The sequence below is a fragment of the Bacillus sp. JAS24-2 genome (genome assembly GCF_008274905.1).
Lineage (GTDB): Bacteria > Bacillota > Bacilli > Bacillales > Bacillaceae_G > Bacillus_A > Bacillus_A cereus.
On the sequence record NZ_CP031068.1, the window covers coordinates 1,818,450 to 1,841,443 of the forward strand.

The following is a 22,994-nucleotide window of genomic DNA, read 5'->3' on the forward strand; positions in this document are numbered from 1 at the left end:
GTGGAATGAACTTGTTCGAAAGCAATATTTTTACATTGATATATACTTGTTTAGTAATCGGACTTATCGTTTTGTTTTTCATATCATTTACTTTGTTTATTAGAAGAGTATTACAAAGCAGTGCTGCAAAGAAACACCACGTGATTAATATGAACCAGAAGCTAGATCGAATCATTGAATTGCTTGAAAAAGATAAGAAATAGCGATAGAAGAAGTATGAAAAGGGGGAAAGAGAATGGCGAATTATATAAAAGAATTACGTGAAAAAGTAGGACATGATTATGTTTTTTTAAACTTTGCCGGTGGTTGTGTATTTAATAAAGAAGGAGAAGTATTACTGCAAAAAAGAGGAGACTTTAACGCTTGGGGATTTCCAGGTGGCGCAATGGAGATAGGGGAATCAGCTGCGGAAACTGCAATCCGAGAAATAAAAAAAGAAACCGGGTATGATGTAGAAATAAATGAGCTTATTGGAGTGTATACAAAATATTTTCAATCATATCCAAATGGAGACAAGGCCCAGTCAATTGTGATGTTCTTTTCATTCACAATAGTTGGAGGTGACAAAAAAGTAGATGGTGATGAAACGTTGGATTTGAAGTTTTTCCCGTTAGACGACATGCCACCGTTATTTTGTAAACAACATGAAGATTGCCTGCAAGATTTATTGGAGAAAAGAGTAGGGGTATATCGTTAACATATAAAAAAGAAGCTAAATGAAGATTAGCTTCTTTTTTATGTTTCATTTATTTCCACCAATCATCAAACATTGACGCTGGTACTTGTCTTTTATGCTCACTCACTGTGTAACGTTTTTCAATTTTCTCTGCAACGTCAGCTGGAACTGCTTTACCTTCTAAATAATCATCTAATTGATCATAAGTAATACCTAACTCTGTTTCATCAGCTTGACCTGGTTTTTCATCTAATAAATCAGCTGTTGGCATTTTTAAGTACAGTCGCTCGTCTGCGCCTAACTCTTGTAATAATGCACGTCCTTGGCGCTTCGTTAATCCCGTTAATGGTAATAAATCTGCACCACCATCTCCGAATTTTGTAAAGAACCCTGTTACAGCTTCTGCAGCGTGATCTGTTCCGATAACAAGTAGCCCTTTTTGTCCACCAATTGCATATTGAGTAACCATACGGATACGTGCTTTCACGTTACCTTTATTGAAATCTGTTAATGATTCACCCAATAAGTTTTCATATTGATTTGAAAAAGCATCAACAGTTGAAGCAATATCAAATGCAACAGATTGATCTGCTTGAATGAATTGTAATGCTAATTGTGCATCATCTTCATCTTTTTGTACTTTATAAGGAAGACGCACGGCGATAAACGTTGCATTACCACCTTCGTTACGAATTTCTTCAACTGCAAGTTGTGCTAAGCGTCCTGCTAATGTAGAGTCTTGTCCGCCGCTAATACCAAGTACAAATCCTTTTGCACCTGTTTTTTTTACATAATCCTTTAAGAAATCAACTCGTTTACGAATTTCAATTTTTGGATCAATTACAGGCTGAACATGTAATGCTTTCATAATCTGTTCTTGTAATGTCATTATGTTTCCTCCTATTCATATTAAAGCGGTAATTAAGTTTATATGTATAATGGTACATACTTCTATCCTTTATTATTTCGCAAAATTAACGAATATACAATAGGATGTGTGTATGAATATGAATGTAGTCATTATAAATAAAGTACTACGTATAAGCAATTTTTTTAAACCTTTCAAAAATGTAAGGTTTTTGTCATTTGAATCGATGGAAGGTATTTCCGCACTTTACTAATATAAAAACATAGATAGTAGAAGGGCGGAGAAGTAATATGAACATTAGAGAACTAGCATATCGGAATGTAACCCGAAATAGACGGACATACTCAGCCTATTTTTTGAGTAGTGCATTTGCAATTATGGCCTTTTTTGTGTATTCATTTTTTGCGTTTCATCCGGCATTAAGTGCAGGAGAATTAGGTCAGTACGTATTCGTAAGTATGTCTTTTGCACAGTCTATTATTTACTTATTTACATTCTTCTTTATTTTATATTCGATGGGAATGTTTTTAAAAACGAGAAAGCGTGAACTAGGGATTTTAATGATGTTAGGTATGACGAAATATCAATTAAAGCGTCTAATCTTTTTTGAAAATATTATGATTGGAATAGGGGCAATTATTTTTGGTATTCTTTCAGGTATGTTATTTTCAGGGGTATTACTATTTTTCGCTCCGATGATATTGAAACTAGATATCTCCTTATCCTATTACATACCGATGAAAGCAATTGTTGTAACGAGTATTATGTTTTTTATTTTATTTATGATCATATCATTGTTTAGTGCAGGAATGATTCGTAAAAATAAGATTATGAAGTTGTTTAGAGGATCGGCAGAGGCGAAACCTGAACCGAAAGCATCAATCATTTCTTCCATATTAGCAGTAGTATTGCTTAGTGCTGGCTATGTAGGAGCTCTTCTATCACATGGAGCAATGGTATTTATTATGATGATTCCTGTTACAACGGTAGTTATTATTGGGACGTATTTGTTGTACAAGCAGCTGAGTGTCTTTATTATTCGATTATGTAAAAAAAGTAAACGTTTCTATTGGACACAGACTAATATTATTACGTTATCAGATTTAGCGTATCGCATGAGAGATAACGCAAGAATGTTCTTTATTGTAACCATTATTTCTACTGTAGCATTTTCCGCAATAGGGACATTAGTTGGCTTCGCATCCATGACGAAAGGGATAATGGAGAGACCGATTTCGTTTCATTACCATTCTAAGCAAGGGAATAGTAACGAATCACAGCATATACAAATGATTGACAAAGGATTAAAGAAACATAGTATAGCAGCTTCAAAAACTAATATTTCGACAAAGAAAACGGAGGAACAGTCGTTAAGAAGCGCCATTTTTATAAAAGAATCAGACTATAAGAAATATGCAAAGTTAACAGGAGAACCATTTAATACTGTAGCAAATAAAGAAGTTGTATTTTTGTCAGCTAATATACCAGGGCCAACGATGAAAGAAAGAAAAGAAATTACTTTACCTAATATGAATGAAAATTTAAAAGTGAAAAAAGTTACTTCATCTTCATTGGGGAAAATATTAAGAGGAAATGTTTATGTAATCTCTAATAATCAATATGATTCATTACAAGATGGGTTTATAGAGACAAAAGATTATATGTATAAAACTGAAAGAACGAAAGATGAGATTGAAATTGGTAAAGAGCTTACGCATCAAATTAAACCGTATCAAGAATATTCAACGTTTAGTGCGGAAGAGTACGAGCAAAACCAAAGTTTACAAATTGCAGGACCGATTTTATTTGTAGGTTTCTTTATTGGTATAGTATTTTTCGTTTGCGCAGGAAGTTTCCTTTACTTCCGTTTATTCTCCGATTTGGAGGATGATGTTCGTTTGTTCGAAATGATTCGTAAAGTTGGATTGACAAGTAGGGAATTATCGAAGGTAGTTACAATTCGATTGGCGCTTTTATTCTTCGTTCCAATTGGTGTTGCAACATTACATGGAGCAGTAGCCTTAACGGCGTTAGGGCAAATGTTTGAGTACTCATTGTTTAAAGAAAATACAGTTGTATTAAGTATTTTCATAGGTATTCAAGTTGTATACTTCTTACTTATAAGATCCCGTTATGTAAAACAATTGAAAGAGAGATTACGTATGCATTAAATGTGTTTTTTTAACTCGAGTACAAAATTTTCTAAAAAGAGGCAAGTATTGTCAAAAAGTGATAAAATGGAAAAAGCGAGGTGAAAAAATTAATAGAGAGTAAGGGGGGGAGAAATATGAAAGCAACAGGAGTTATTCGAAAAGTAGACGAATTAGGACGAATTGTTATCCCTAAAGAATTACGCGATGTATTGGGAATACAAATCAAATCACCGCTTGAAATTTTTGTAGAAGCAGATAAAATCATTTTACAAAAATATCAACCTTACAATGCTTGCCAAATCACAGGTGATGTTTCAGGGCAGAATATTACATTAGCAAATGGAAATATTACAGTTGGCATAGAGGGAGCGGAATATTTAGTAAAAGAAATAGAAAAGTTTTTAAACAAGAGTGAGGTTTAGTCTTAATTTATATTATTTTTCAAATACATATCATTCTTTTAAAAGACTGTAAGAGGACCATTAATTGGTCCTCTTATTTTGGTTATTAGTTGAACGACTCGGGTTGTTACTTCCTACAAATCATAGGGAAAATAAAGAAGTATTATAGAGGTAGTAAATGATGTTGAGAAATATTTGAAAAGAAGGAAAACAAAAAGAATAAAACGAATGTTACATTTACACGTATTCAAAAGTGGTCTGAAATGAAAATAATACATTTTCAGGAGGGATTACGATGAGTAGTACAGTGAATAAACAAAAAGGTATACAATTGATTCCGTTTACCGTAAATAAGGTGGTAGAACAAGTAAATGAAATTCCACCAGGTGTACAACTGATTCACGCTCCGCAAGTATGGGAAAAGAGTGTGAAGGGGCAAGATGTAGTCGTTGCCGTATTAGATACAGGGTGTGATACTAATCATATAGATTTAAAAGATCGTATTATCGGCGGAAGAAATTTCACAAAAGATTATGAAGCTGATCAAAATGTGTATCTTGATAATAACGGACATGGTACTCATGTTGCGGGAACGATTGCCGCGACTGAAAATGGTGTCGGTGTATTAGGAGTTGCACCACTTGCTAAAATGTTAGTATTAAAAGTTTTAGCGGGAGATGGTTCTGGAAGTTATGAGCAAATTATTGAGGCAATTCATTATGCTGTAAATTGGAGAGGGCCGAATCAAGAGAAAGTGAGAATTATTTCAATGTCACTTGGTGGTCCGCAAGATGTTCCAGAATTACATGAAGCAATTCAAAATGCGGTAAAGCAGGATGTTCTCGTTGTATGTGCTGCTGGAAATAATGGAGATTGCGATGATGAAACAGAGGAACTAGACTTTCCGGGTGCGTACTCTGAGGTAATTGAAGTTGGTGCCGTTAATTTAGAGCGGAAGATTGCATGTTTTAGTAATTCAAATCAAGAAATTGATCTAGTAGCGCCAGGTGATGAAATATTATCTACGTATCCAGAAGGAAAATATGCTGTGTTAAGTGGAACTTCCATGGCGACGCCGCATGTTGCTGGAGCGCTCGCCTTGCTCATTAAACAGTGTGAGAAAGAATACGGTCGAAAGTTATCGGAGCCGGAAATATATGCACAACTCATTAAAAGAACTGTACCTTTAGGGTACGAACGTACATCTGAAGGGAATGGATTAATAGATTTATTAAAAGAATAGCCATATTAAAAAACATCTCATATTCATATGAGATGTTTTTTAATATGGCTCTGTCGTATGTAATAATTCCCTATTTAAAGAGTCTTATTGTTGTTGAATACTTTTTCTTTGTTTTATTTTTTGTGACAGGAATTTTGTTTGTATTAATGATGAGGCACTTACAAAACATGTCTAGTGTAGCAAGAGGAACAGGAGCCGCGCTTGCAAATGCTTCTATGTACATTGGTCAAATGATTGGTGCGGCAATAGCTGGAATGTTATTTGCAATATCTCACAATTTTATACTTATAGGTAGTTTTACTGCGTTACTATATATAGGAGCTTTATTTTTGTTTAGAAAAAGTGAAAAAATTACTGAAAATAGTGAAACAGGAATTGCATCATAAAGCTTGTATAAATATTTCGCAAATCAGAATTAATAAGAGTGTGAATACATGAATGTGCTTTTAATTAAAGTGGTTACTAAAAGTATAGAAATAGTAGAAGAAATGTATTGTAACAAAGTTATGAGGAATCAAAAAATAAAAATCCCTATAAAGATAGGGATTTATATATCGGCATATAGTTCCTTGGAAAAGGATATACTTAGTTTAACATATAGGAGTACTTATAATTGTGAAATAGATGTGAAAGTAATGTGAAAAGTATTGTAATAAAAAGCACTGTTTTAGCTAATGTAGCTAAAACAGTGCTTTTCTCTTTGATTGAACAGTTGCAGCATTTTCATCATGTATACCTGCATCTTTTATAATTCGTTGTTTTGCTTTATTTAATAGATGGTTTACTGCTTCGCCAAAATAGTTAGCTTCGCTTTTTGTGCGGGCTTCTCGTAAACATTTATAGTTTTCTAGCAGTTCCTCTTTTTCGGAGTTTGTTAAGAAATCTTCTATTTTCTTTTTTGTCATACGAAACACCCTTTCTCCTGACAAACGACGCAATAGAAAATATTTATTTCTCATTATAACAATAATTTTAAAAGAAAGTATACACTAACGTCGCAATAATTTGTCAATTTCTTGAATCTTCTCATCAGCTTTCCCAATTTGCGTATTTTTAGCCTGTTCGCCACCAAGAGCTTGATGTAGTAAAAAAGTTTGACCGGAAATAGCAGTTACAATGGATACTTTTATAATTTCTTTTATTGCGGTGACATCGAATAAAACGAGCCCAAGAAGTGCGGCTAGGCTACCAGTAAAAATATCAGTTAAAAATCCAAAATGAAAAAATGTTTTCAAACGGCGTGGAAGCAATAACTTACCTTGGTTATTGATTAGATGGGAAACGAAGCCGGTAATGCCACCAACGAGAACAGCGGTTAGCCATTGATACATCTCCATCGAATCCACTCCTTTTAGTGAATAAGATTCGATTATTTTATATTGATTCCTTTTAATATTTCATATAAGCATATTGAGAAAGTTTGTTTGGGTATAATTTGTATTCAAATTAATTGTAACAGAAAATTTAGATATATTTCAGTCTATTATATGAATCATTTTTACAATAATATGAATGCAGAAAGGGGTGCGTGATATGAATATAGATTATCGAATAAGAAGTGTAGATGGTTATACAAAAAAAATAGGGGAATTAGTAAGCCTGCTTGAGCATACGAGAGCTGTAACATTAGGCGAAGTAAAAAATTTATCAGTTGAGCAATTAGATTTAATTATGCAAAGCAGCGGAAATTCAATTGGCGCCTTATTAAAGCATATAGCAGCTATTGAAAAAGTTCATCAGCTTATTTCATTTCAAGATCATGACTTTACAAAAGAAGAATTAGAAATATGGGAAGATGCACTGTATTTAGGGGAAGCGGGTAGAGCAATCCGTGGTCATGAAATACAATATTATGTACAACTTCTACAAAGTGTTCGAGAAGAATCTCTGAAGTATTTAAGTGAACAAGGTGATGAGTGGCTCATGTTAGAAAGAAAGTGGCCTAACTATGGTTTCATGTGCTAGAAGATGAAATTAGTCATCGAGGACAAATTAGAATGCTCAAAAACAAGTTATTTGAAAATTACGTAAAATAATGTAGCTTTTTATAGGAGAATTCCATATAATGAGAATAATTAAAATAAGAACGGGGTGATGTATTATGGCGAAAATAACTTATATGAATAATCAACCAAATACAAAGGTGGATGGAAAGGGCGATATTATATAAGGTAATTCGCAATCCTTCCACTTAGTACAAACTAGGGAGGATATTTATTTGAATCAAAATATTTTAGAATCTTTCGGCTGGGATTCATTTTTTGAAGAACAAGTTACAGAGAAAAATTATGAAGTAGGTCGTATTTTACTTGAGCATAAGCATATATATCGCATTATTTGTAATGATGGTGAATATATGGCAGAACTGTCTGGGAAGTTTCGGCATGAAGCGATTACGAAAGGCGATTATCCAGCAGTTGGTGATTGGGTGTATATAAAGAAAATAGAAGATGAAAAGAAAGCGATTATTCATCGTATTTTCCAGCGAAGAAGCTCTTTCTCAAGACAAGAGGCTGGAACAAGAACAGAAGAACAGATTATAGCAGCAAATGTAGATTATTTATTTTTAGTGAATGCACTTAATCATGATTTTAATGTTAGAAGGATGGAACGTTATTTATTATTAGCGTATGAAAGCGGCGCTATGCCAGTTATTGTTTTAACAAAGAGTAGTATATGTAATGATGTGGAAGAGAAAATTGTAGAAACGGAAGCTATAGCAATTGGTGTTCCTATTTTCGTTGTTGATAGTTTAGAGCATACAGGTATAGATTCGTTGAAACAATTCGTTTCTTCAGGGAAAACAATTGCTTTAGTTGGATCATCAGGGGTAGGAAAGTCAACTTTGTTAAATGCTCTAATAGGAATTAATGTAGCAAAAACGGGAGATATACGTGAAGAGGATAGTAGGGGGAGGCATACGACAACGCATCGAGAATTATTCCAATTGCCTAGTGGCGCTCTCGTGATTGATACGCCTGGCATGAGGGAATTGCAACTTTGGGAAGGCAGCGAAGCGATTCAAACAGCATTCTCTGATATTGAAGAATTTGCGACAACATGTCGTTTCCGTGATTGTAAGCATGAGAATGAACCAGGATGCGCGGTGTATAGTGCAATTGAAAATGGACTTATTACGATAGATCGTTTGAAAAGCTATAAAAAATTACAAAGAGAACTGGCGTATTTTATGAGGAAACAAGATGCAATCCTTGCCAGAGCAGAGCGTGATAAATGGAAGAAAATTTCTAAACAACATAAAAAAATGTAAAAACCAAAGGGGCCCCTTTGGTTTTTTCTATTTGTAAATTTTATAATAATATTATTCGTATATATAGACAAAAGGAAATTAATTGTTTAAACTTTACAAAGTATTCACCATAATAGGTTATGAAAATAATAATTAGGGAACGGGAAATATTCATAATTAACTCAATTTAACTTTTAAATTTGAAAATTAGGAGGTTCATAATGGGTAAACTATTAAATTTGTTTCGTGATATGAAAGTAGCAAAAAAGCTATTAATTTCATTCTTTGTAATTTTAATTGCAGCCGTTTCTATAATCGGGGGTATGTCTTATCAAACTGCTAAAAAGAATTTTGAATCACAAATTACGAGTAGTGCTAACGATAATATAAAAATATTAGATAATTTAATCAATCAAATGATTGAAGCAAAATTTAACGATGTGAATAACTTTGCACGAGTAATTCAAGGGAATATGTATCAAGGGGATAATCAGGATGAGCTAAGAAAGACATTATCTCAGTATATCAATTTGAATATAGATGTTGAACAAGTGTATGTTGCCGGTAATGATAAGAAATTTGTACAGGAACCAAATATACAAATGGCAGCAGATTATGATCCAACAACACGACCTTGGTATAAAGATGCAGTGGCAAAACAAGGTGGTATTGTTGTTAGCGAGCCATATAAGGCAAAAGGAAATGGACATATTGTCGTAACGATTGCAAAACAAACAGAAGATAAAAATGGGGTTGTTGCGCTAGATTTAAGTTTAGACAATTTATTAAAAACAACAAAGTTAATCAATATTGGTAAAAAAGGATATGCCTTCATTTTAGATGGAAAGCAAAAAATCATTGCTCATCCACAAGAAAAATCAGGGGATAAAGCAGCTGATTCTTGGGCAAAGAAAATTTATGAAGATAATCATGGTGCTTTTACATATTCTTATGGTGGTAGTGAAAAGAATATGGTATTTGCTACAAACGTAAAAACAGGTTGGAAAATTGGTGGGACGATGTACGCAACTGAAGTAATTGAAGCTGCTCAACCTGTATTTTATAATATGTTAATTGTTATGCTTATTTCGTTAGTAGTAGGTGGAGTACTTATTTATTTTGTGACACTTTCAATTACGAAGCCTTTAAAGAGATTAGTTATCACTTCTAAAGAAATAAGTGAAGGGGATTTAACGCAAACAATTGAAATTCATTCTAATGATGAAATTGGTCAACTTGCGAAAGGTTTTAACGAGATGACAAATTCATTACGGACGTTAATTGGAAGGATTAACACTTCGGCAGGACATGTTGCAGCAGCATCAGAAGAACTAACTGCAAGTGTAAGACAAGCGAGTGAAGCAACTGAGCAAATTACAACAGCAATGGATGAAATATCAAGTGGGGCAACGACGCAAACAACAAGTGTAGAAAATGGTGCTATGTTACTGTTTGATGTAACGGAAGGAATTCAGCATGTAGCAAATAGTTCATCATCTATTAATATCGCTTCTGCTCATACTCGTGAAAAAGCAGAAGATGGTGGGAAACTAGTAGGAAGAACAGTAAACCAGATGCAGTCTATTGCAGAATCGGTTTCACAATCAGATGCTGTTATACAGTTATTAAATAATAAATCAAAACAAATTGGTGATATATTGGAAGTAATTCAAAACATTGCAGATCAAACAAATCTTCTAGCTTTAAATGCGGCAATTGAAGCGGCAAGAGCTGGTGAACATGGAAGAGGTTTTGCAATTGTTGCAGATGAAGTACGTAAATTGGCAGAGCAGTCTAGCATATCTTCCAGTGAAATTAGTAAATTAATAGGCGAAATACAAGACGATATGGGTAAGACAGTCAAATCAATGAATCATGTAAATGAAGAAGTTCAATCTGGACTTGTTATTGCAAATGAAACGAAGCAAAATTTTGCTGAAATTTTACAATCTACAAATGAAATAGCTAATCAAATTAAGACGATGGTTGAAACGGCTAATGGAATGTCAAAAGGGGCAAATGAAGTATCTATTTCAGTAGGACAAATTGCAATGACAGCACAAAATAATGCGACAAGCACACAAAATGTTGCGGCTTCAGCTGAAGAACAGCTAGCTTCGATGGAGGAAATTGGATCAGCGGCGGGTACGCTATCTCAAATGGCTGAAGAATTGCAAGTATTAATTGAGAGATTTAAAGTTTAATAGAGAACAGACTCCCCCTAGTAGCATTATGACACTAGAGGGTAGTCTGTTTTATTATGTAAAATCAAATGGAGATGTAAACTTCCTTTATGACGTTTAAAATGGTATTTTGCATAATATTTGTCGAAAAATAGAGGTGTTTGTTAGCTTTGTGTATAATTATTAACCTATAGAATACAAATAAAAGGAGAGTATTATGGGAGTGTATTGGGGGACAAAAAGACATTCTTGGCTTAGTTACGTCTCATTTTGGCTAAGTATTTCATTTTTTATTGTTTTTCTAATTGAAGTGTTTATATTAAAAACACTTTCGAATAGCTCGGTGCAAATTGTTAAATATTTTTATTTTATACTTGTACCAGTAAATATTTTTCTTAGTTTAAAGTTACTATTTAAGAAGAATGAAAAGAAAGCGTTACCTATTTTTAGTTTCATTGTCTCATTATTATTTGCAATTTTAATAATCGTATTAGTTTTAGCAGCTATAGGGAAGTTCTTTTAAGGGGAGTGGTATAAGTCACTCTCCTTTTTTATTTGTGGTAGTCTTACTATATGTAAAAGTGTGAATGCTGTGAGCTAATAAAAGCGGAGAGTAGACAATATTTGCATGGATTAAAGTCTGTCGTTATTTGAACTTGTAAGAGTGTATGGAGTAATGAGGTAATATACATAATAATGGAGATAGAATTAGTTATTTTATAAGTGTGTATGAAGTAAATGAATACGGTAAGAACGGTGATATATGGTACAATAGCTATGGATAGTGATAGAGATAAAGGGTATATAAAATACTCATCGTTTTTTAGTAAGAGAGGGGTTATCTTATGCTATACGAGGATTTGGAGACATTATTTCAAACAGCTCCGAAAGAAGATAGAGGCGGATGGAAATATATAATCCAAGAACAAAATGATACATTTAAAATTGGTGATGAAATACTGAAAAATCAAATGAGTGTCGAATTGTATTTTAATGAATACGATGAGGTGAAAATCACTTTATATAAAGATGGAATTCCCATTACGACTATGCAAAAAATTACGATTTCAAAAGTTGAATTAGACGAAGATGAAGAAGGTATTCAATTTGTTTTAGAACGCATGCCTAGTCGAATGATTCGGTTGCAGTTAAAGCCGTATTTAGCATTAGAAATGGGACCGTACTGGGAAGTATGTGATGATTGTGAATGAACATAAAAAAGCATCCAATAACATGGATGCTTTTTTATGTTTTTTGAAGTTGTTTAAACGCAATGATTGGAAGTATAACAATACTTACCCATCCGATGATAGGATATAGAATGTGAAGTAAGTCACTGTAACCGATGTAACTAAAGCAATAACTAATTAGTAAAATGAAGAAAATAATATTGTGATTTTTCCACCCAGTAATAGATTGCATCTGTTTTGTCATTCCGAACACATTACCAACTAAAGTTGTGAAAACTTCACCGAAAATAATGAGAACGAAGAAGAAGTGAAAAGTTGCATTAAATCTTCTTATGACTTCAGCCATTGGGATATTATATTGATAAAATTGATCGACTGATAAGATTGCTAAATGGCTGCATAATAAAATTAAAGAAAGTCCAGCACCACCTAAAATCCCACCCCAAAAAATGGCTTTTCGATCCTTTACTTCACTGGCTAATGGGACGAGAACACTTTGGGCGAGAGAAAGGTTTAAGGCGACATATGTAATAGGGCTAGTAATCCATTTCATATTCCAGCTCTCTGCAGGAATAGTGTTATTAATAGGAGGTGTACCGTGAAAAAAGGTTGTAATAGCAAGTCCGATAATAAAAATCATCATAATAGGTACGACAAGTGTATTTACTTCAAAAACACCTTGTAACCCGCGGCTACTTATAATGAGACAAGCGATAACTGTAATGAGAATACCGAGTTGTCTTGGTAAGCGAAGTTGCTCTTCAAATACTGCACCGGCCCCTGATAACATAACGCTCGTTACGCCGAATAAAACGAGTAATAATAATGTGTTTACAACATTCCCAAATACATCCCCAAATAAATATTTGTTAAAGTCTTGCGCTGAAAATGCCCCGATTTGTGATGAAAGTAACATCATCTTTGTGCCAAGCCAAATAAAAAAAAATCCACTTACACATATGCCAATTGTCCCGTATAATCCATTCACTGTGAAAAATTCAACAATTTCTCGTCCAGTAGCAAATCCAGCTCCAACGACAGTTCCGATATAAGTAGCAGCTACTTTCTTTGCTACTTGCCATTGTTGATTGTCCATGTTATCCCTCTTTCTACTATGATGAGCTTGATGTACTATTATGCATATGTATGAGCTTGGACAATTAGACGCATGAAGTGGTTGAAAAAATACATGAATTAAATGATATTAGGGAAGCCTTAAAGGTGTTAAAACTTTGTTACATATAAGCCAATTGTTCGAAAGGAAAGGGAATGTATGGTAAAATGTAATTAAGTTATTAAAAGATAAACATTACAAAATGATAAGAGGAGTGATTGTATGAGTACGAAAACAAATGTTGTTGAAGTATTAAACAAGCAGGTAGCAAACTGGAATGTGTTATATGTTAAATTACATAATTATCACTGGTATGTGACAGGGCCACACTTCTTTACATTACATGAGAAATTTGAAGAGTTTTATAATGAGGCTGGAACGTATATTGATGAGTTAGCAGAACGTATTTTAGCTTTAGAAGGTAAACCATTAGCGACAATGAAAGAATATCTCGCAACATCTAGTGTCAGCGAAGGGACAAGCAAAGAATCTGCAGAAGAAATGGTGCAAACATTAGTGAATGATTATTCTGCACTTATTCAAGAATTAAAAGAAGGTATGGAAGTTGCGGGTGAAGCTGGCGATGAAACATCAGCTGACATGCTGTTAGCAATTCATACAACATTAGAACAGCATGTATGGATGCTAAGTGCATTCTTAAAATAACGATAAATATATAGAAACCCATTGAAAAATTATTTCAATGGGTTTTTTTATGATTTTTCAGTTTTCTTTTATGCTATAATATAGTAAAAAGGAGGCGATGCGATGTTTCGCTTTTTCAGAACTGGAAAAGAAGAGCGGGAAATTACGAAAGATGAATTAGAACAAGCGATGGCTCAGTTTTTAGAAACGAATGCTAATATCGTTTATACAGTATTAGTAAATGATGATTATACAGTAAATTATGATTTGCTAAAACCATATTTACCTGCATTTCCAACAAATGTTTTTCTCATAACGAAGGAAACGCTTGAGGTATTTGAACATACAGCAGAAAATTTAAACCTAGTGAAAGAAATTGATGTCGTACAAAAAGCAGTAGATCAATACGTAACAGAAAAAGAAATGTTCCCAATTGTTGAAGGTAGCGAAGATCGCCTCATATGTGGAATGAAATTAGGACCTTACTTAAATCGTAGCTTAAAAAGAGACTTATATATTTCAGAAAAACATTATTTAGTTTCAAGTAAACCAGATAGAAAAAAACAAAAGAGTGGGTAGACGTAATGAAAACAACAATACATATATTGTTGTCTTTTTTTGTTTGTTAAAATATTGATTTTTCAGTCTATTCTTATTTATACTAAATGTATTGGACAGGGAAGAGCAACTATTAAGCATCATTCTGAGAATAAGGTATTGTTAGCGTGGGTTATACAAAGTGGTATAAAGATTCGCAAACAAATATTATAAAAGGTTTCGGGGGAATTGGTACATGAAAAATAGTATGACTTACATTCAATTATTAAATGAAACGTTACGTTGTTATGCAAATAAAGGAAGTTTTGAAGCGTACAATTATATAATGGAAAACGCTACAGGTGTAATAGGGAATGAGGCGCAAATATATAATTTTAAGTATGCACTCGCAAGTGCATCGGGACTTGAAAAAGAAGCATTACATTTAATGAGAGAGGCCATTATAGAAAAGGGATTCTGGTATGGAAATGAGTATTTAATTTCCGACGAAGATTTAAAATCACTACATAAATTTGAAGAATTTCATACAATGGTGCAATTATGTAAAGAAAGAGAAGAATTAGCACATAAAAAGGAAAGACCAGATGTGAAATATATATACAGTAAGAAAGAGGGAAATCTACTACTTACATTGCATGGTAACCAAGAAAATATACAAATAGTAGAACCATATTGGAAATCTGTTTTGATACAAGATTATATGTTAGCTTTACCACAGTCTTCACAAATTGAGTTTTCAGATGGATTTGTTTGGGAGGATATAGAGAGAGGGAAAGCGGAATTAAAAGAGCATTACAATAAGTTTATAGAAAATCATACAGTAGAAAGTGTAATCATTGGTGGTTTTTCTGCAGGGGCGAGAGTAGCTTTATATACGATTTTACAACAAGATATAAATGTAGATGGTTTTGTTTTTATGGCACCATGGATTCCCGAGATTGAAGAATGGGATGAGTTGCTAAGAGTGCTGAAGAATAAACATATAAAAGGATATATAGTATGCGGGGATCAAGATGAAGATTGTTTCGAATCCACGCAGCAATTTGTACAACTATTAAGAGAGAAAAATATAGAACATAAGTATAAAGTTGTGCCTGACTTAGATCATGATTATCCTATTAACTTTGAAGAGCTATTAAAAGAAGCTATTGAATATATAGGAAATGAAAACAATAAGTAGTAAGAAAAAGAGATGCATCACATGTGATGCATCTCTTTTTAGAATTATAAATTAAAAGCATTTGCTAGTAAGCGATAAGACTTTAATTTATGTTCAAATTGATGGGTAATCGTGACAATCATAAATTCGTCAGTATTGTATGCTTTGCTTAAGTTTATTATTTTTTCTTTTACAGAAGACGGATCACCAACAATCATACGTTGACGATTTTCTTTTATACGGAATAAATCATAAGCACTGTATGAATAATTTTGAGCAGTTTCAATAGAAGGTGTACCAGTAGTTCGTTTTCCTTGCTCTAATAATAAGATTGATAAATCTAAACTAGAAGCAATTTTTTCCGCTTCTTCATTTGTTTCTCCGCATATAACAAAGATGGCAACGATTGAATCAGGCTTATCTCCTAAAAATGAAGGCTCATATTGTTCTTGGTAAGCCCTCATAACTTCAGGGCCTCCGAAGCCATTAATAAATTGTGCAAATGCGAAAGAAGCTCCGTTGTTTGCAGCAATTTTAGCGCTCTCTCCGCTAGAACCGAGCATCCACATTTCAGGAGATGTTGGGATAACTGGAGTGGCTTTTAAGTTTGCATAGTGATGGTTTTCTGGTATTTGATCATGTAAGTACATTGCAACGTCTGCAATTTGTTCTGGATATTGATCAAGTGAGACCATTTTCCCTTCTTGAAGTGCGCGAGTTGCTATTGGCATACCACCAGGTGCTCTACCAACACCGAGATCGATGCGGTTCGGATACAATGCTTCTAGAACACGGAAATTCTCAGCAACTTTATATGGGCTATAATGCGGTAACATAACACCACCTGAACCGACTCTAATACGGTCCGTTTTTGCGGCAATATGAGAAATAAGTATTTCTGGACTTGAACCAGCTAAGCTTACGGAATTATGATGTTCGGATACCCAAAAACGTGTGAATCCGAGTTTTTCAACTTCTTGTGCAAGCGTAACTGTATGTGAAAAAGCTTGGGCTGCTGTGCTACCATCTGAAATAGGTGATTGGTCTAATACACTTAACTTGATCATAGAATATACCTCTCAATCTTAATGTACATCCTATTATATATTTACTTATGAAAAATGCGTAGTGAAATGCTCAAAATGAAAAGCGGATAATCTTATTTCCGCTTTTAACGAGAAAATCCGCGTTCATAATGATTCATTTCGACTAGATTTAAAATATATTCATAGTTGTCAATTTCACGCTTTAGTTGTTCACGTTCTTTTTCAGATAGTGTCATATTGCTAAATTTTTTACATAAGTTTTGTTTCTTTAATTCTAAATGTTTTTTTGTAGCATCGTAGTCATAAGTATGTTTCATTTTTAACCACTCCTTCTTTGTAGTTGCTATATTATACGAAGTATAAAGAAAAGTGAGATCTGTCTCTTATGTACTTTTAGTGAATATTCAAATTGCAATGGTGTTATGTTTATGGGGATTTATGAATAAAATGCACTAAACCACTAACGTCCATTTGATGAAGTAAGGGGTGGAATTGTGCAGAAAGATATAATGTATAACACTGAAATGGATGAAGCGTTAAAAGTTATAGATAAAGGATTGAAGAAGACGATAAGCCCAAAACAGATTATTGTAGTGGGAGCTGGTATGGCTGGGTTAGTTTCAGCATCTTTATTAAAGGCTGCAGGACATGATGTGAAAATTTTTGAAGCAAATAACCGGGTAGGTGGCCGTATAGAAACAGTGAGAATGGAAGATACCGGATTATATTTAGATGTTGGAGCAATGAGAATTCCGTATTCGCATACATTAACGATGGCATATATAAGAAAATTTGGGCTACAGGTGAGTCCTTTTATTAATAGGAATGAGACGGATATTATATACGTAAATGGACGGAAAACGACGTTAAAACAATATGAAAAAGATCCAAGTATTCTAAAATATCCTGTGGAAATGAATGAAGTTGGAAAAACGTCAGAGGAATTATTATTGTTAGCGGTACAGCCCATTATAAATTTTATAAAAAAGAACCCAGAAAAAAATTGGGATATTGTTGTAAAGGATTTTGGGAGATACTCTACTGGACAATTTTTAAAGTATCATCCTTATCAGTATAATACTTACTTTTCGCCAGTAACAATTGAGATGATTGGTGTTTTATTAGATTTAGAAGGTTTTTTGGAACGGTCGTTTGTAGAGACTTTACGCTTTCTATACATTATGCAAGAGGAGAGCGGATTTTGTGAAATTGTGGGCGGGAATGATAGATTGCCAAAGTCATTTTTACCGCAATTAGAAGAGAATATTATATATAATCAAAAATTAATGAAGTTACATCAACACGATAATGGTGTGACAGCTTTCTATCGGAACGAGGAAACTTTTGAATATAGTAGTATTACAGGAGATTTAGTTATTGTTACCATTCCGTTTTCGACAATGCGTTTTGTAGAAGTAGATCCGTTTGATTCTATATCTCATGAAAAATGGAAAGCAATTCGTGAATTACATTATATGCCTGCGACGAAAATAGGAATTCAATTTAAAAGCCGATTTTGGGAAGAACAAGGACAATTAGGTGGCAGAATTATAACAGATTTGCCAATTCGTTATGCCTATTATCCAAGTTATGGAATTGGGGGGGGAGGACCGGCTATGATGTTAGGTAGCTATACATGGTCTTATGACGCGTTGTTATGGGATGGTTTATCAAAAGGGGATCGTATTTATTACGCATTACACAACTTAGCAACAATATTAGGTGGTCAAGTGTATGATGAGTTCATATCTGGAATTTCAAAAAGCTGGACATTGGATCCGTATGCGCTTGGAGGATTTGCACTTTTTCAAGCAGGTCAAGAATCTGAGCTGCAACCAGCGATTGTCAAACCAGAGGGGAGAATATTCTTCGCTGGAGATCATACAACGCTATATCATGGATGGATTCAAGGTGCGATTGAATCTGGAATTCGTGTAGCGGTGGAAGTGAATGAGTAAAAGGTTTTCAATTCAGAAAATTCTTTACTATATAACTTGAGATGGATATTATTATATATAAAAGAAATATAGGGAGTGTTTACAGTGAATCCGTTATTATTCGATTTTCCTTCTGAATTTTATACTGACAGGCTTTTTATTCGAATGCCGAAACCAGGAGATGGTAAAGTTGTATATGATGCAATTCAGGCTTCAATACAAGAACTAAAACCTTGGATGGTGTTTGCACAAAAAGAGCAAACAGAGCAAGAAGTAGAAGAAAGTATTAGAAAATCACATATTCAATTTTTGCAACGTGAGGATTTAAGATTACTAGTATTTTCGAAAGAAACAGGTGAATTTATTGCTTCAGCCGGATTACATCGTATTAATTGGGATATACCTCAATTTGAAATCGGATATTGGATTGATACAAGGTTTAGCGGAAAAGGCTATATGGTAGAGGCTGCGAAAGGTATAACGGATTACGCTTTTTCTGAATTAAAAGCAAATCGTGTAGAAATTCGTTGTGATTCTTTCAATAAGAAGAGTAGAGCGATACCTGAGAAATTAGGTTTTAAGTTAGAAGGTACGTTAGAAAGTGCGAGTGTTGCGGTAGATGGAAACGGATTAAGGGATATGTGTGTATTTGCCATGACTAGAAATACATATGAAAAAGAAGAGCTGTAAAAAAACAGCTCTTCTTTTTATGCATTATGGTACAGGATGTCCATTAGAGCTTTCGAAAATTGTAAACCATTGTTGACGGTCTAAGTTAACTTTTGTAGCAAGAGCGGCAGTTTTTACGCGATCTAATTTACCAGAGCCAACGATTGGCATCATATTAGCTGGATGAGCAAGTAACCAAGCATACATAACCGTATCGATACTAGAAACACCTAGCTCAGTAGCAACTTTTTGCACAGTTTCACGTACACGTACGGCGCGTTCTGATTGACCAGTAAAAATCTCCCCACCAGCAAGAGGTGACCAAATCATTGGATTGATTCGTTTTTCTTGGCATAAATCAATTGTCCCTTTTTCAAAATGCTCAAGCTGTAATGCAGAAACTTCAATCTGGTTCGTAATAAGTGGGAAATCTAAGTACGAACTTAACATATTAAATTGTGAAGGTAAGAAGTTAGATACACCGAAGTGACGAACTTTTCCTTCTTGTTTTAATTGTGAAAATGCTTTTGCCACTTCATTTGGGTCCATAAAAGGATCGGGACGATGAATAAGTAATACGTCAATATAATCTGTATGTAAATTTTTAAGTGATGCTTCTACACTTTGCATAATATGCTCTGTACTAGTATTGTAGTGAGCAACATATCGCTCTGGAAATTTCGGTGATGGGGGAGCGATTCCACACTTTGTAATAATTTGCATGCTTTCTCGTAAGGAAGGCTTTAATTGTAAAGCTTCGCCAAATAACCCTTCACACGTATATGCGCCGTAAATATCAGCGTGATCAAAAGTAGTAATTCCCATATCCATACAATCTTCAATGAAAGAAAGTAATTCTTGTTTCGTCATATTCCATTCTGCTAAACGCCAAAATCCTTGAATAATACGAGAAAATTCTAGCGTCTCAGCCATTTGAACTCGCTCCATTATAAGTACCTCCTAGAAGAATAATAATGTTTTGAAAAGGCTTTCTTACTACATGTTATTATATAGTTAATTAGGTGTACAGACAATAAATATGTTTTGCTACAAAAACGATTTTCTCTATATGCTATAATGTAGAAACATATAGCTATAAGGAGATGTACGAAATGATTCCAGTAACAATATTAACTGGTTTTCTTGGATCGGGGAAAACGACATTATTAAATCGTATTTTATCAGAAAATCACGGTAAGAAATTAGCGGTGATTGTAAATGAAATAGGGCAAATTGGCATTGATAATCAGTTGATTATGAATGTGGAAGAAGAAATTATGGAAATGACAAATGGCTGTTTATGCTGTACTGTACGTGAAGACTTACTTGTTGCTTTAAAACAGTTATTGGACGTAAAAGCAGAAGGGAAAATGGATTTTGATGGTTTAGTAATTGAAACGACTGGCCTTGCAAATCCAGGGCCGATTATTCAAACATTCTTTTTAGATCCAGTCATCCAATCTGCTTACCAAATTAACGGTGTTGTAACGGTGGTAGATAGTTATCATATACATAAACATTTTGAAAAAGGATTAGAAGCAAAAGAGCAAATTGCGTTTGCTGATGTCGTTTTAGTAAATAAATTAGATTTAATTGAAGAGAATGAGAAAGAAAATCTCTTGCATGAAATTCAAGGAATTAACCCGACTGCAAAGTTAATTGAGGCGACTAACTGTGAGGTAGATATACCATCTTTATTACAAATCCAAACGTTTAAAACGAAAGATACGTTGCAAATTTACCCTCATAAAGAACATAACCACTTAGAAGGTGTGAAATCATTTGTATTACGTGAAGAACGTCCGCTGGATTTACAAAAGCTTAATGAGTGGATGTCAGCTGTCGTTCAAGAGCTAGGGGAATATTTATATCGTTACAAAGGAATTTTATCGATAGATGGAGTAGATAAACGTATCGTTTTCCAAGGTGTACATACGTTATTTGCTGCTTCGTACGATAGAGAGTGGCAAGAGGGAGAAGAGCGAGTAAGTGAAGTAGTTTTTATCGGAAGAGATATTAATAAAGAGTGGTTCCAAGAACATTTCGAGGAGTGTGTGAAATAAGTCTGCGTAAATTGCAGGCTTATTTTTTATGAGCATTCTATTAGATTGCAAAACAGAATTAAATAAGGGAGAGAAACTAAAAATTGATAAATGTATAATAAAAAGCCTGTTTTCACAGGCTTGTATTTTCGTCTATTAGTAACTCCATTACAACACCTACAACTGGACCTTCATCATCAATATCCCCATTTAAGCGGAAACCAAATGATTCATACAGTCCCATTGCAAGTTTGTTGTCTGGATGTAAACTTAAGTAAATTATTTTGCATTCAAATTTTTCTTGTAAGAATTGAATGAGTAAGCGAAGGAAACGTTTTGCGTATCCTTTTCCTTGATATTGTTGGTCAATCATAAAGCGATCGAGCCATACACTTTTATGTTTTACTGAATACCATCCATACATTGCGTATCCTACAAGTGTTTCTCCATCATATAAACCTACTGACGTTCCGTTTCCTTCATATAATGATTCTGCTAAAGAAAACGCGTTACTTTCAATAAATTGTTGCTGATCTTTTGCGACGTCTAAAGCAACTACTGAACGCCAATTTTTTGCTGTTACTTCACAAATGTGAAGATTCATAATTCCAACTCACCTTCTAAATTAATATAGCTTTAAAGCTAATATGGATAATTTTACTTGTTATTTTGGTCAAGTCAAGGATAAATACATAAAAAGGCAGCTGAATAACAAATTCAGCTGCCTAGAAAGTGTAATGGATTAGTTTGTTGCTTCTTTCAATGTGTTTACGTTTTCTTCCATTAAAGTAAAGTAATCTTTATTATTTTTTGCATCATCTTCAGAAATAGTAGCTAAGTGATTTAAGCGTAAAACTTTTGTACCAGTTTCTTTTTGAATTACGGATGCTACTTTTGGAGTAGAGAATGTTTCGAATAAAATATATTTTAGATTATGTTCTTTTACTGTTTTTGTAATGTCAGCAAGCTGCTTTTGAGATGGTTCATCAGAAGCTGAAATTCCAGCGATAGGAATTTGTTTTAGGCCGTATCGTTGTTCCCAGTAACCATAGGCAGCATGAGAAACTAAAATTTCTTTCGTTTTTGCGTTCGCTACAGCTGCCTTAAATCCATCGTCTAAATCAGTAAATTTAGTTTGAAGTGCTGCAAAGTTTTTTTCGAATTCTTGTTTATGTTCAGGTTGTAATTCTACAAGTGCATTTTTAATTTTTTCTGCCTGTTTCATTGCTAGAGTAGGATCTAACCAAACATGCGGGTCTTTATCGTGATGATGTTCATCTTCTTTATGGCCATCTCCATGATCATGATGTTCTTCTTCAGTAGAAGCACGAAGCTCAATACCTTTAGATGCATTTACAATTTTAACATTTTCTTTTTGTAATGTTTTTTCCATTTTTTCAGCAAATGGTTCTAATTCAGCGCCGTTATAAACAAATAAATCGGCTTTTGCAACTTGTACCGTTTGTTTTTGACTTGGTTCAAATGTATGTGAATCTGCACCAGGTGGGTAAATCGCTTCAACATTTACATAGTCGCCACCGATTTTCTTTGCGAAATCAGCAAGTGGGAAAATCGTTGTATAAACTGTTAGCTTTCCATCTTTCTTGGCATTACTTTCTTTTTTATTTGAGCAGCCAGCGAAAATTAAGGTAAAAATAAGTAAGAATGAAAATATAGTCAATCTTTTAGGCATGAAGTTCTCCTCTTTTCTTTTTTACGGATATATTTTCCCCAATAATAGAAGAAAAATATCATTTTAATACAAAACGGAATAATTACGTTTTAGTTTGCGAACTTAGTATAATACATCTTTAATAAAGTTGCAATAAATAATAATCATTCCGATTTGTTTTTGTTATA

The 22,994-nt window shown here is 33.8% G+C and carries 25 protein-coding genes and 2 pseudogenes; 18 read left to right on the forward strand and 9 right to left on the reverse strand.

What is annotated here, in order from left to right:
- Positions 1 to 5: 5 nt before the first annotated feature.
- Both DN407_RS09510 and DN407_RS09515 read left to right on the forward strand, forming a co-directional pair.
- Positions 6 to 203, forward strand: a complete 198-nt coding sequence (locus DN407_RS09510; RefSeq protein WP_001048102.1) for a DUF4083 domain-containing protein — start codon at positions 6 to 8, stop codon at positions 201 to 203.
- Between the two features lie 32 nt (positions 204 to 235).
- Positions 236 to 697, forward strand: coding sequence for an NUDIX hydrolase (locus tag DN407_RS09515; RefSeq protein ID WP_149216198.1), 462 nt, complete (start codon positions 236 to 238; stop codon positions 695 to 697).
- Between the two features lie 49 nt (positions 698 to 746).
- Here DN407_RS09515 and nadE read toward each other — a convergent pair whose 3' ends face one another.
- Positions 747 to 1,565: an NAD(+) synthase gene (gene nadE / locus DN407_RS09520; RefSeq protein ID WP_000174891.1), complete on the reverse strand. Its 819-nt coding sequence runs from the start codon at positions 1,563 to 1,565 to the stop codon at positions 747 to 749.
- A 269-nt stretch (positions 1,566 to 1,834) separates the two neighbouring features.
- On the opposite strand from nadE, the gene DN407_RS09525 reads away from it, so the two are divergent.
- From DN407_RS09525 to DN407_RS32735, 5 genes and pseudogenes are all read left to right on the forward strand, one after another.
- A complete protein-coding gene (locus DN407_RS09525; protein ID WP_098295026.1) occupies positions 1,835 to 3,715 on the forward strand; it encodes an ABC transporter permease in 1,881 nt (626 codons plus the stop codon).
- A 116-nt stretch (positions 3,716 to 3,831) separates the two neighbouring features.
- Positions 3,832 to 4,119, forward strand: coding sequence for an AbrB/MazE/SpoVT family DNA-binding domain-containing protein (locus DN407_RS09530; RefSeq protein WP_000648325.1), 288 nt, complete (start codon positions 3,832 to 3,834; stop codon positions 4,117 to 4,119).
- Positions 4,120 to 4,393: 274 nt separating this feature from the next.
- On the forward strand, positions 4,394 to 5,341 hold the full coding sequence (locus tag DN407_RS09535; RefSeq protein WP_098295024.1) for a serine protease: 948 nt from the start codon (positions 4,394 to 4,396) through the stop codon (positions 5,339 to 5,341).
- A gap of 47 nt (positions 5,342 to 5,388) precedes the next feature.
- A pseudogene (locus tag DN407_RS09540) lies at positions 5,389 to 5,727 on the forward strand (MFS transporter permease); the annotation flags it as partial.
- Between the two features lie 48 nt (positions 5,728 to 5,775).
- A complete protein-coding gene (locus DN407_RS32735) occupies positions 5,776 to 5,982 on the forward strand; it encodes a hypothetical protein (protein WP_001101742.1) in 207 nt (68 codons plus the stop codon).
- A gap of 39 nt (positions 5,983 to 6,021) precedes the next feature.
- Here DN407_RS32735 and DN407_RS09550 read toward each other — a convergent pair whose 3' ends face one another.
- Positions 6,022 to 6,246, reverse strand: coding sequence for a hypothetical protein (locus DN407_RS09550; RefSeq protein ID WP_000162602.1), 225 nt, complete (start codon positions 6,244 to 6,246; stop codon positions 6,022 to 6,024).
- Between the two features lie 84 nt (positions 6,247 to 6,330).
- Positions 6,331 to 6,678, reverse strand: a complete 348-nt coding sequence (locus DN407_RS09555; protein WP_000426317.1) for a DUF4257 domain-containing protein — start codon at positions 6,676 to 6,678, stop codon at positions 6,331 to 6,333.
- 196 nt (positions 6,679 to 6,874) lie between these two features.
- Here DN407_RS09555 and DN407_RS09560 point away from each other — a divergent pair.
- The 5 genes and pseudogenes from DN407_RS09560 to DN407_RS09580 all read left to right on the forward strand — a co-directional run bounded on the left by DN407_RS09560 (position 6,875) and on the right by DN407_RS09580 (position 11,985).
- Positions 6,875 to 7,377: pseudogene (locus DN407_RS09560) on the forward strand (DinB family protein).
- Between the two features lie 182 nt (positions 7,378 to 7,559).
- Entirely contained in the window at positions 7,560 to 8,612 is a 1,053-nt protein-coding gene (gene rsgA / locus DN407_RS09565; RefSeq protein WP_098507711.1) for a ribosome small subunit-dependent GTPase A, read from the forward strand.
- 200 nt (positions 8,613 to 8,812) lie between these two features.
- Entirely contained in the window at positions 8,813 to 10,795 is a 1,983-nt protein-coding gene (locus DN407_RS09570; protein ID WP_000517294.1) for a methyl-accepting chemotaxis protein, read from the forward strand.
- Between the two features lie 196 nt (positions 10,796 to 10,991).
- A complete protein-coding gene (locus tag DN407_RS09575) occupies positions 10,992 to 11,297 on the forward strand; it encodes a hypothetical protein (RefSeq protein ID WP_000539571.1) in 306 nt (101 codons plus the stop codon).
- Between the two features lie 322 nt (positions 11,298 to 11,619).
- Entirely contained in the window at positions 11,620 to 11,985 is a 366-nt protein-coding gene (locus DN407_RS09580) for a DUF3979 family protein (RefSeq protein WP_000965059.1), read from the forward strand.
- 34 nt (positions 11,986 to 12,019) lie between these two features.
- Here the strand turns inward: DN407_RS09580 and DN407_RS09585 are convergent, their stop codons facing one another.
- Complete coding sequence (locus tag DN407_RS09585; protein WP_149216199.1) at positions 12,020 to 13,060, reverse strand: YkvI family membrane protein; 1,041 nt, start codon at positions 13,058 to 13,060, stop codon at positions 12,020 to 12,022.
- Between the two features lie 240 nt (positions 13,061 to 13,300).
- Between DN407_RS09585 and DN407_RS09590 the strand changes: the two genes are divergently transcribed.
- The 3 genes from DN407_RS09590 to DN407_RS09600 all read left to right on the forward strand — a co-directional run bounded on the left by DN407_RS09590 (position 13,301) and on the right by DN407_RS09600 (position 15,461).
- A complete protein-coding gene (locus tag DN407_RS09590; protein ID WP_000105199.1) occupies positions 13,301 to 13,744 on the forward strand; it encodes a Dps family protein in 444 nt (147 codons plus the stop codon).
- Positions 13,745 to 13,846: 102 nt separating this feature from the next.
- Positions 13,847 to 14,302, forward strand: a complete 456-nt coding sequence (locus tag DN407_RS09595; RefSeq protein ID WP_000488206.1) for a DUF3939 domain-containing protein — start codon at positions 13,847 to 13,849, stop codon at positions 14,300 to 14,302.
- A gap of 214 nt (positions 14,303 to 14,516) precedes the next feature.
- Positions 14,517 to 15,461: an alpha/beta hydrolase gene (locus DN407_RS09600; RefSeq protein ID WP_098507712.1), complete on the forward strand. Its 945-nt coding sequence runs from the start codon at positions 14,517 to 14,519 to the stop codon at positions 15,459 to 15,461.
- A 44-nt stretch (positions 15,462 to 15,505) separates the two neighbouring features.
- On the opposite strand, the gene DN407_RS09605 is transcribed toward DN407_RS09600, so the two are convergent.
- Both DN407_RS09605 and DN407_RS09610 read right to left on the reverse strand, forming a co-directional pair.
- Positions 15,506 to 16,507, reverse strand: coding sequence for an LLM class flavin-dependent oxidoreductase (locus tag DN407_RS09605; protein ID WP_098507713.1), 1,002 nt, complete (start codon positions 16,505 to 16,507; stop codon positions 15,506 to 15,508).
- A gap of 104 nt (positions 16,508 to 16,611) precedes the next feature.
- Complete coding sequence (locus tag DN407_RS09610) at positions 16,612 to 16,803, reverse strand: DUF3896 family protein (RefSeq protein WP_000683354.1); 192 nt, start codon at positions 16,801 to 16,803, stop codon at positions 16,612 to 16,614.
- A gap of 177 nt (positions 16,804 to 16,980) precedes the next feature.
- On the opposite strand from DN407_RS09610, the gene DN407_RS09615 reads away from it, so the two are divergent.
- Together DN407_RS09615 and DN407_RS09620 are read left to right on the forward strand one after the other, a co-directional pair.
- Positions 16,981 to 18,444, forward strand: coding sequence for a flavin monoamine oxidase family protein (locus DN407_RS09615; RefSeq protein WP_141537357.1), 1,464 nt, complete (start codon positions 16,981 to 16,983; stop codon positions 18,442 to 18,444).
- 84 nt (positions 18,445 to 18,528) lie between these two features.
- Positions 18,529 to 19,113, forward strand: a complete 585-nt coding sequence (locus DN407_RS09620) for a GNAT family N-acetyltransferase (protein WP_001068749.1) — start codon at positions 18,529 to 18,531, stop codon at positions 19,111 to 19,113.
- Positions 19,114 to 19,137: 24 nt separating this feature from the next.
- Here the strand turns inward: DN407_RS09620 and DN407_RS09625 are convergent, their stop codons facing one another.
- On the reverse strand, positions 19,138 to 20,040 hold the full coding sequence (locus tag DN407_RS09625) for an aldo/keto reductase (RefSeq protein WP_097796798.1): 903 nt from the start codon (positions 20,038 to 20,040) through the stop codon (positions 19,138 to 19,140).
- 164 nt (positions 20,041 to 20,204) lie between these two features.
- Here DN407_RS09625 and DN407_RS09630 point away from each other — a divergent pair, with 164 nt between their 5' ends.
- Complete coding sequence (locus DN407_RS09630; RefSeq protein ID WP_000613422.1) at positions 20,205 to 21,155, forward strand: CobW family GTP-binding protein; 951 nt, start codon at positions 20,205 to 20,207, stop codon at positions 21,153 to 21,155.
- Positions 21,156 to 21,267: 112 nt separating this feature from the next.
- Here the strand turns inward: DN407_RS09630 and DN407_RS09635 are convergent, their stop codons facing one another.
- Both DN407_RS09635 and DN407_RS09640 read right to left on the reverse strand, forming a co-directional pair.
- Entirely contained in the window at positions 21,268 to 21,738 is a 471-nt protein-coding gene (locus DN407_RS09635; protein WP_001048677.1) for a GNAT family N-acetyltransferase, read from the reverse strand.
- A gap of 138 nt (positions 21,739 to 21,876) precedes the next feature.
- Complete coding sequence (locus DN407_RS09640) at positions 21,877 to 22,827, reverse strand: metal ABC transporter substrate-binding protein (RefSeq protein WP_001126151.1); 951 nt, start codon at positions 22,825 to 22,827, stop codon at positions 21,877 to 21,879.
- Between the last annotated feature and the right edge of the window lie 167 nt (positions 22,828 to 22,994).

Bases quoted from the DNA above. Each gene is read 5' to 3' on its own strand.
- DN407_RS09550 (WP_000162602.1), bottom strand. From the start codon at position 6,246: ATGACAAAAAAGAAAATAGAAGATTTCTTAACAAACTCCGAAAAAGAG.
- nadE (WP_000174891.1), bottom strand. From the start codon at position 1,565: ATGACATTACAAGAACAGATTATGAAAGCATTACATGTTCAGCCTGTA.
- DN407_RS09575 (WP_000539571.1), top strand. From the start codon at position 10,992: ATGGGAGTGTATTGGGGGACAAAAAGACATTCTTGGCTTAGTTACGTC.
- DN407_RS09595 (WP_000488206.1), top strand. From the start codon at position 13,847: ATGTTTCGCTTTTTCAGAACTGGAAAAGAAGAGCGGGAAATTACGAAA.
- DN407_RS09630 (WP_000613422.1), top strand. From the start codon at position 20,205: ATGATTCCAGTAACAATATTAACTGGTTTTCTTGGATCGGGGAAAACG.
- DN407_RS09515 (WP_149216198.1), top strand. From the start codon at position 236: ATGGCGAATTATATAAAAGAATTACGTGAAAAAGTAGGACATGATTAT.
- DN407_RS09625 (WP_097796798.1), bottom strand. From the start codon at position 20,040: ATGGAGCGAGTTCAAATGGCTGAGACGCTAGAATTTTCTCGTATTATT.
- DN407_RS09580 (WP_000965059.1), top strand. From the start codon at position 11,620: ATGCTATACGAGGATTTGGAGACATTATTTCAAACAGCTCCGAAAGAA.
- DN407_RS09590 (WP_000105199.1), top strand. From the start codon at position 13,301: ATGAGTACGAAAACAAATGTTGTTGAAGTATTAAACAAGCAGGTAGCA.
- DN407_RS32735 (WP_001101742.1), top strand. From the start codon at position 5,776: ATGAATGTGCTTTTAATTAAAGTGGTTACTAAAAGTATAGAAATAGTA.
- DN407_RS09555 (WP_000426317.1), bottom strand. From the start codon at position 6,678: ATGGAGATGTATCAATGGCTAACCGCTGTTCTCGTTGGTGGCATTACC.
- DN407_RS09570 (WP_000517294.1), top strand. From the start codon at position 8,813: ATGGGTAAACTATTAAATTTGTTTCGTGATATGAAAGTAGCAAAAAAG.
- DN407_RS09600 (WP_098507712.1), top strand. From the start codon at position 14,517: ATGAAAAATAGTATGACTTACATTCAATTATTAAATGAAACGTTACGT.
- DN407_RS09510 (WP_001048102.1), top strand. From the start codon at position 6: ATGAACTTGTTCGAAAGCAATATTTTTACATTGATATATACTTGTTTA.
- DN407_RS09640 (WP_001126151.1), bottom strand. From the start codon at position 22,827: ATGCCTAAAAGATTGACTATATTTTCATTCTTACTTATTTTTACCTTA.
- DN407_RS09530 (WP_000648325.1), top strand. From the start codon at position 3,832: ATGAAAGCAACAGGAGTTATTCGAAAAGTAGACGAATTAGGACGAATT.
- DN407_RS09605 (WP_098507713.1), bottom strand. From the start codon at position 16,507: ATGATCAAGTTAAGTGTATTAGACCAATCACCTATTTCAGATGGTAGC.
- DN407_RS09585 (WP_149216199.1), bottom strand. From the start codon at position 13,060: ATGGACAATCAACAATGGCAAGTAGCAAAGAAAGTAGCTGCTACTTAT.
- DN407_RS09610 (WP_000683354.1), bottom strand. From the start codon at position 16,803: ATGAAACATACTTATGACTACGATGCTACAAAAAAACATTTAGAATTA.
- DN407_RS09635 (WP_001048677.1), bottom strand. From the start codon at position 21,738: ATGAATCTTCACATTTGTGAAGTAACAGCAAAAAATTGGCGTTCAGTA.
- DN407_RS09535 (WP_098295024.1), top strand. From the start codon at position 4,394: ATGAGTAGTACAGTGAATAAACAAAAAGGTATACAATTGATTCCGTTT.
- DN407_RS09525 (WP_098295026.1), top strand. From the start codon at position 1,835: ATGAACATTAGAGAACTAGCATATCGGAATGTAACCCGAAATAGACGG.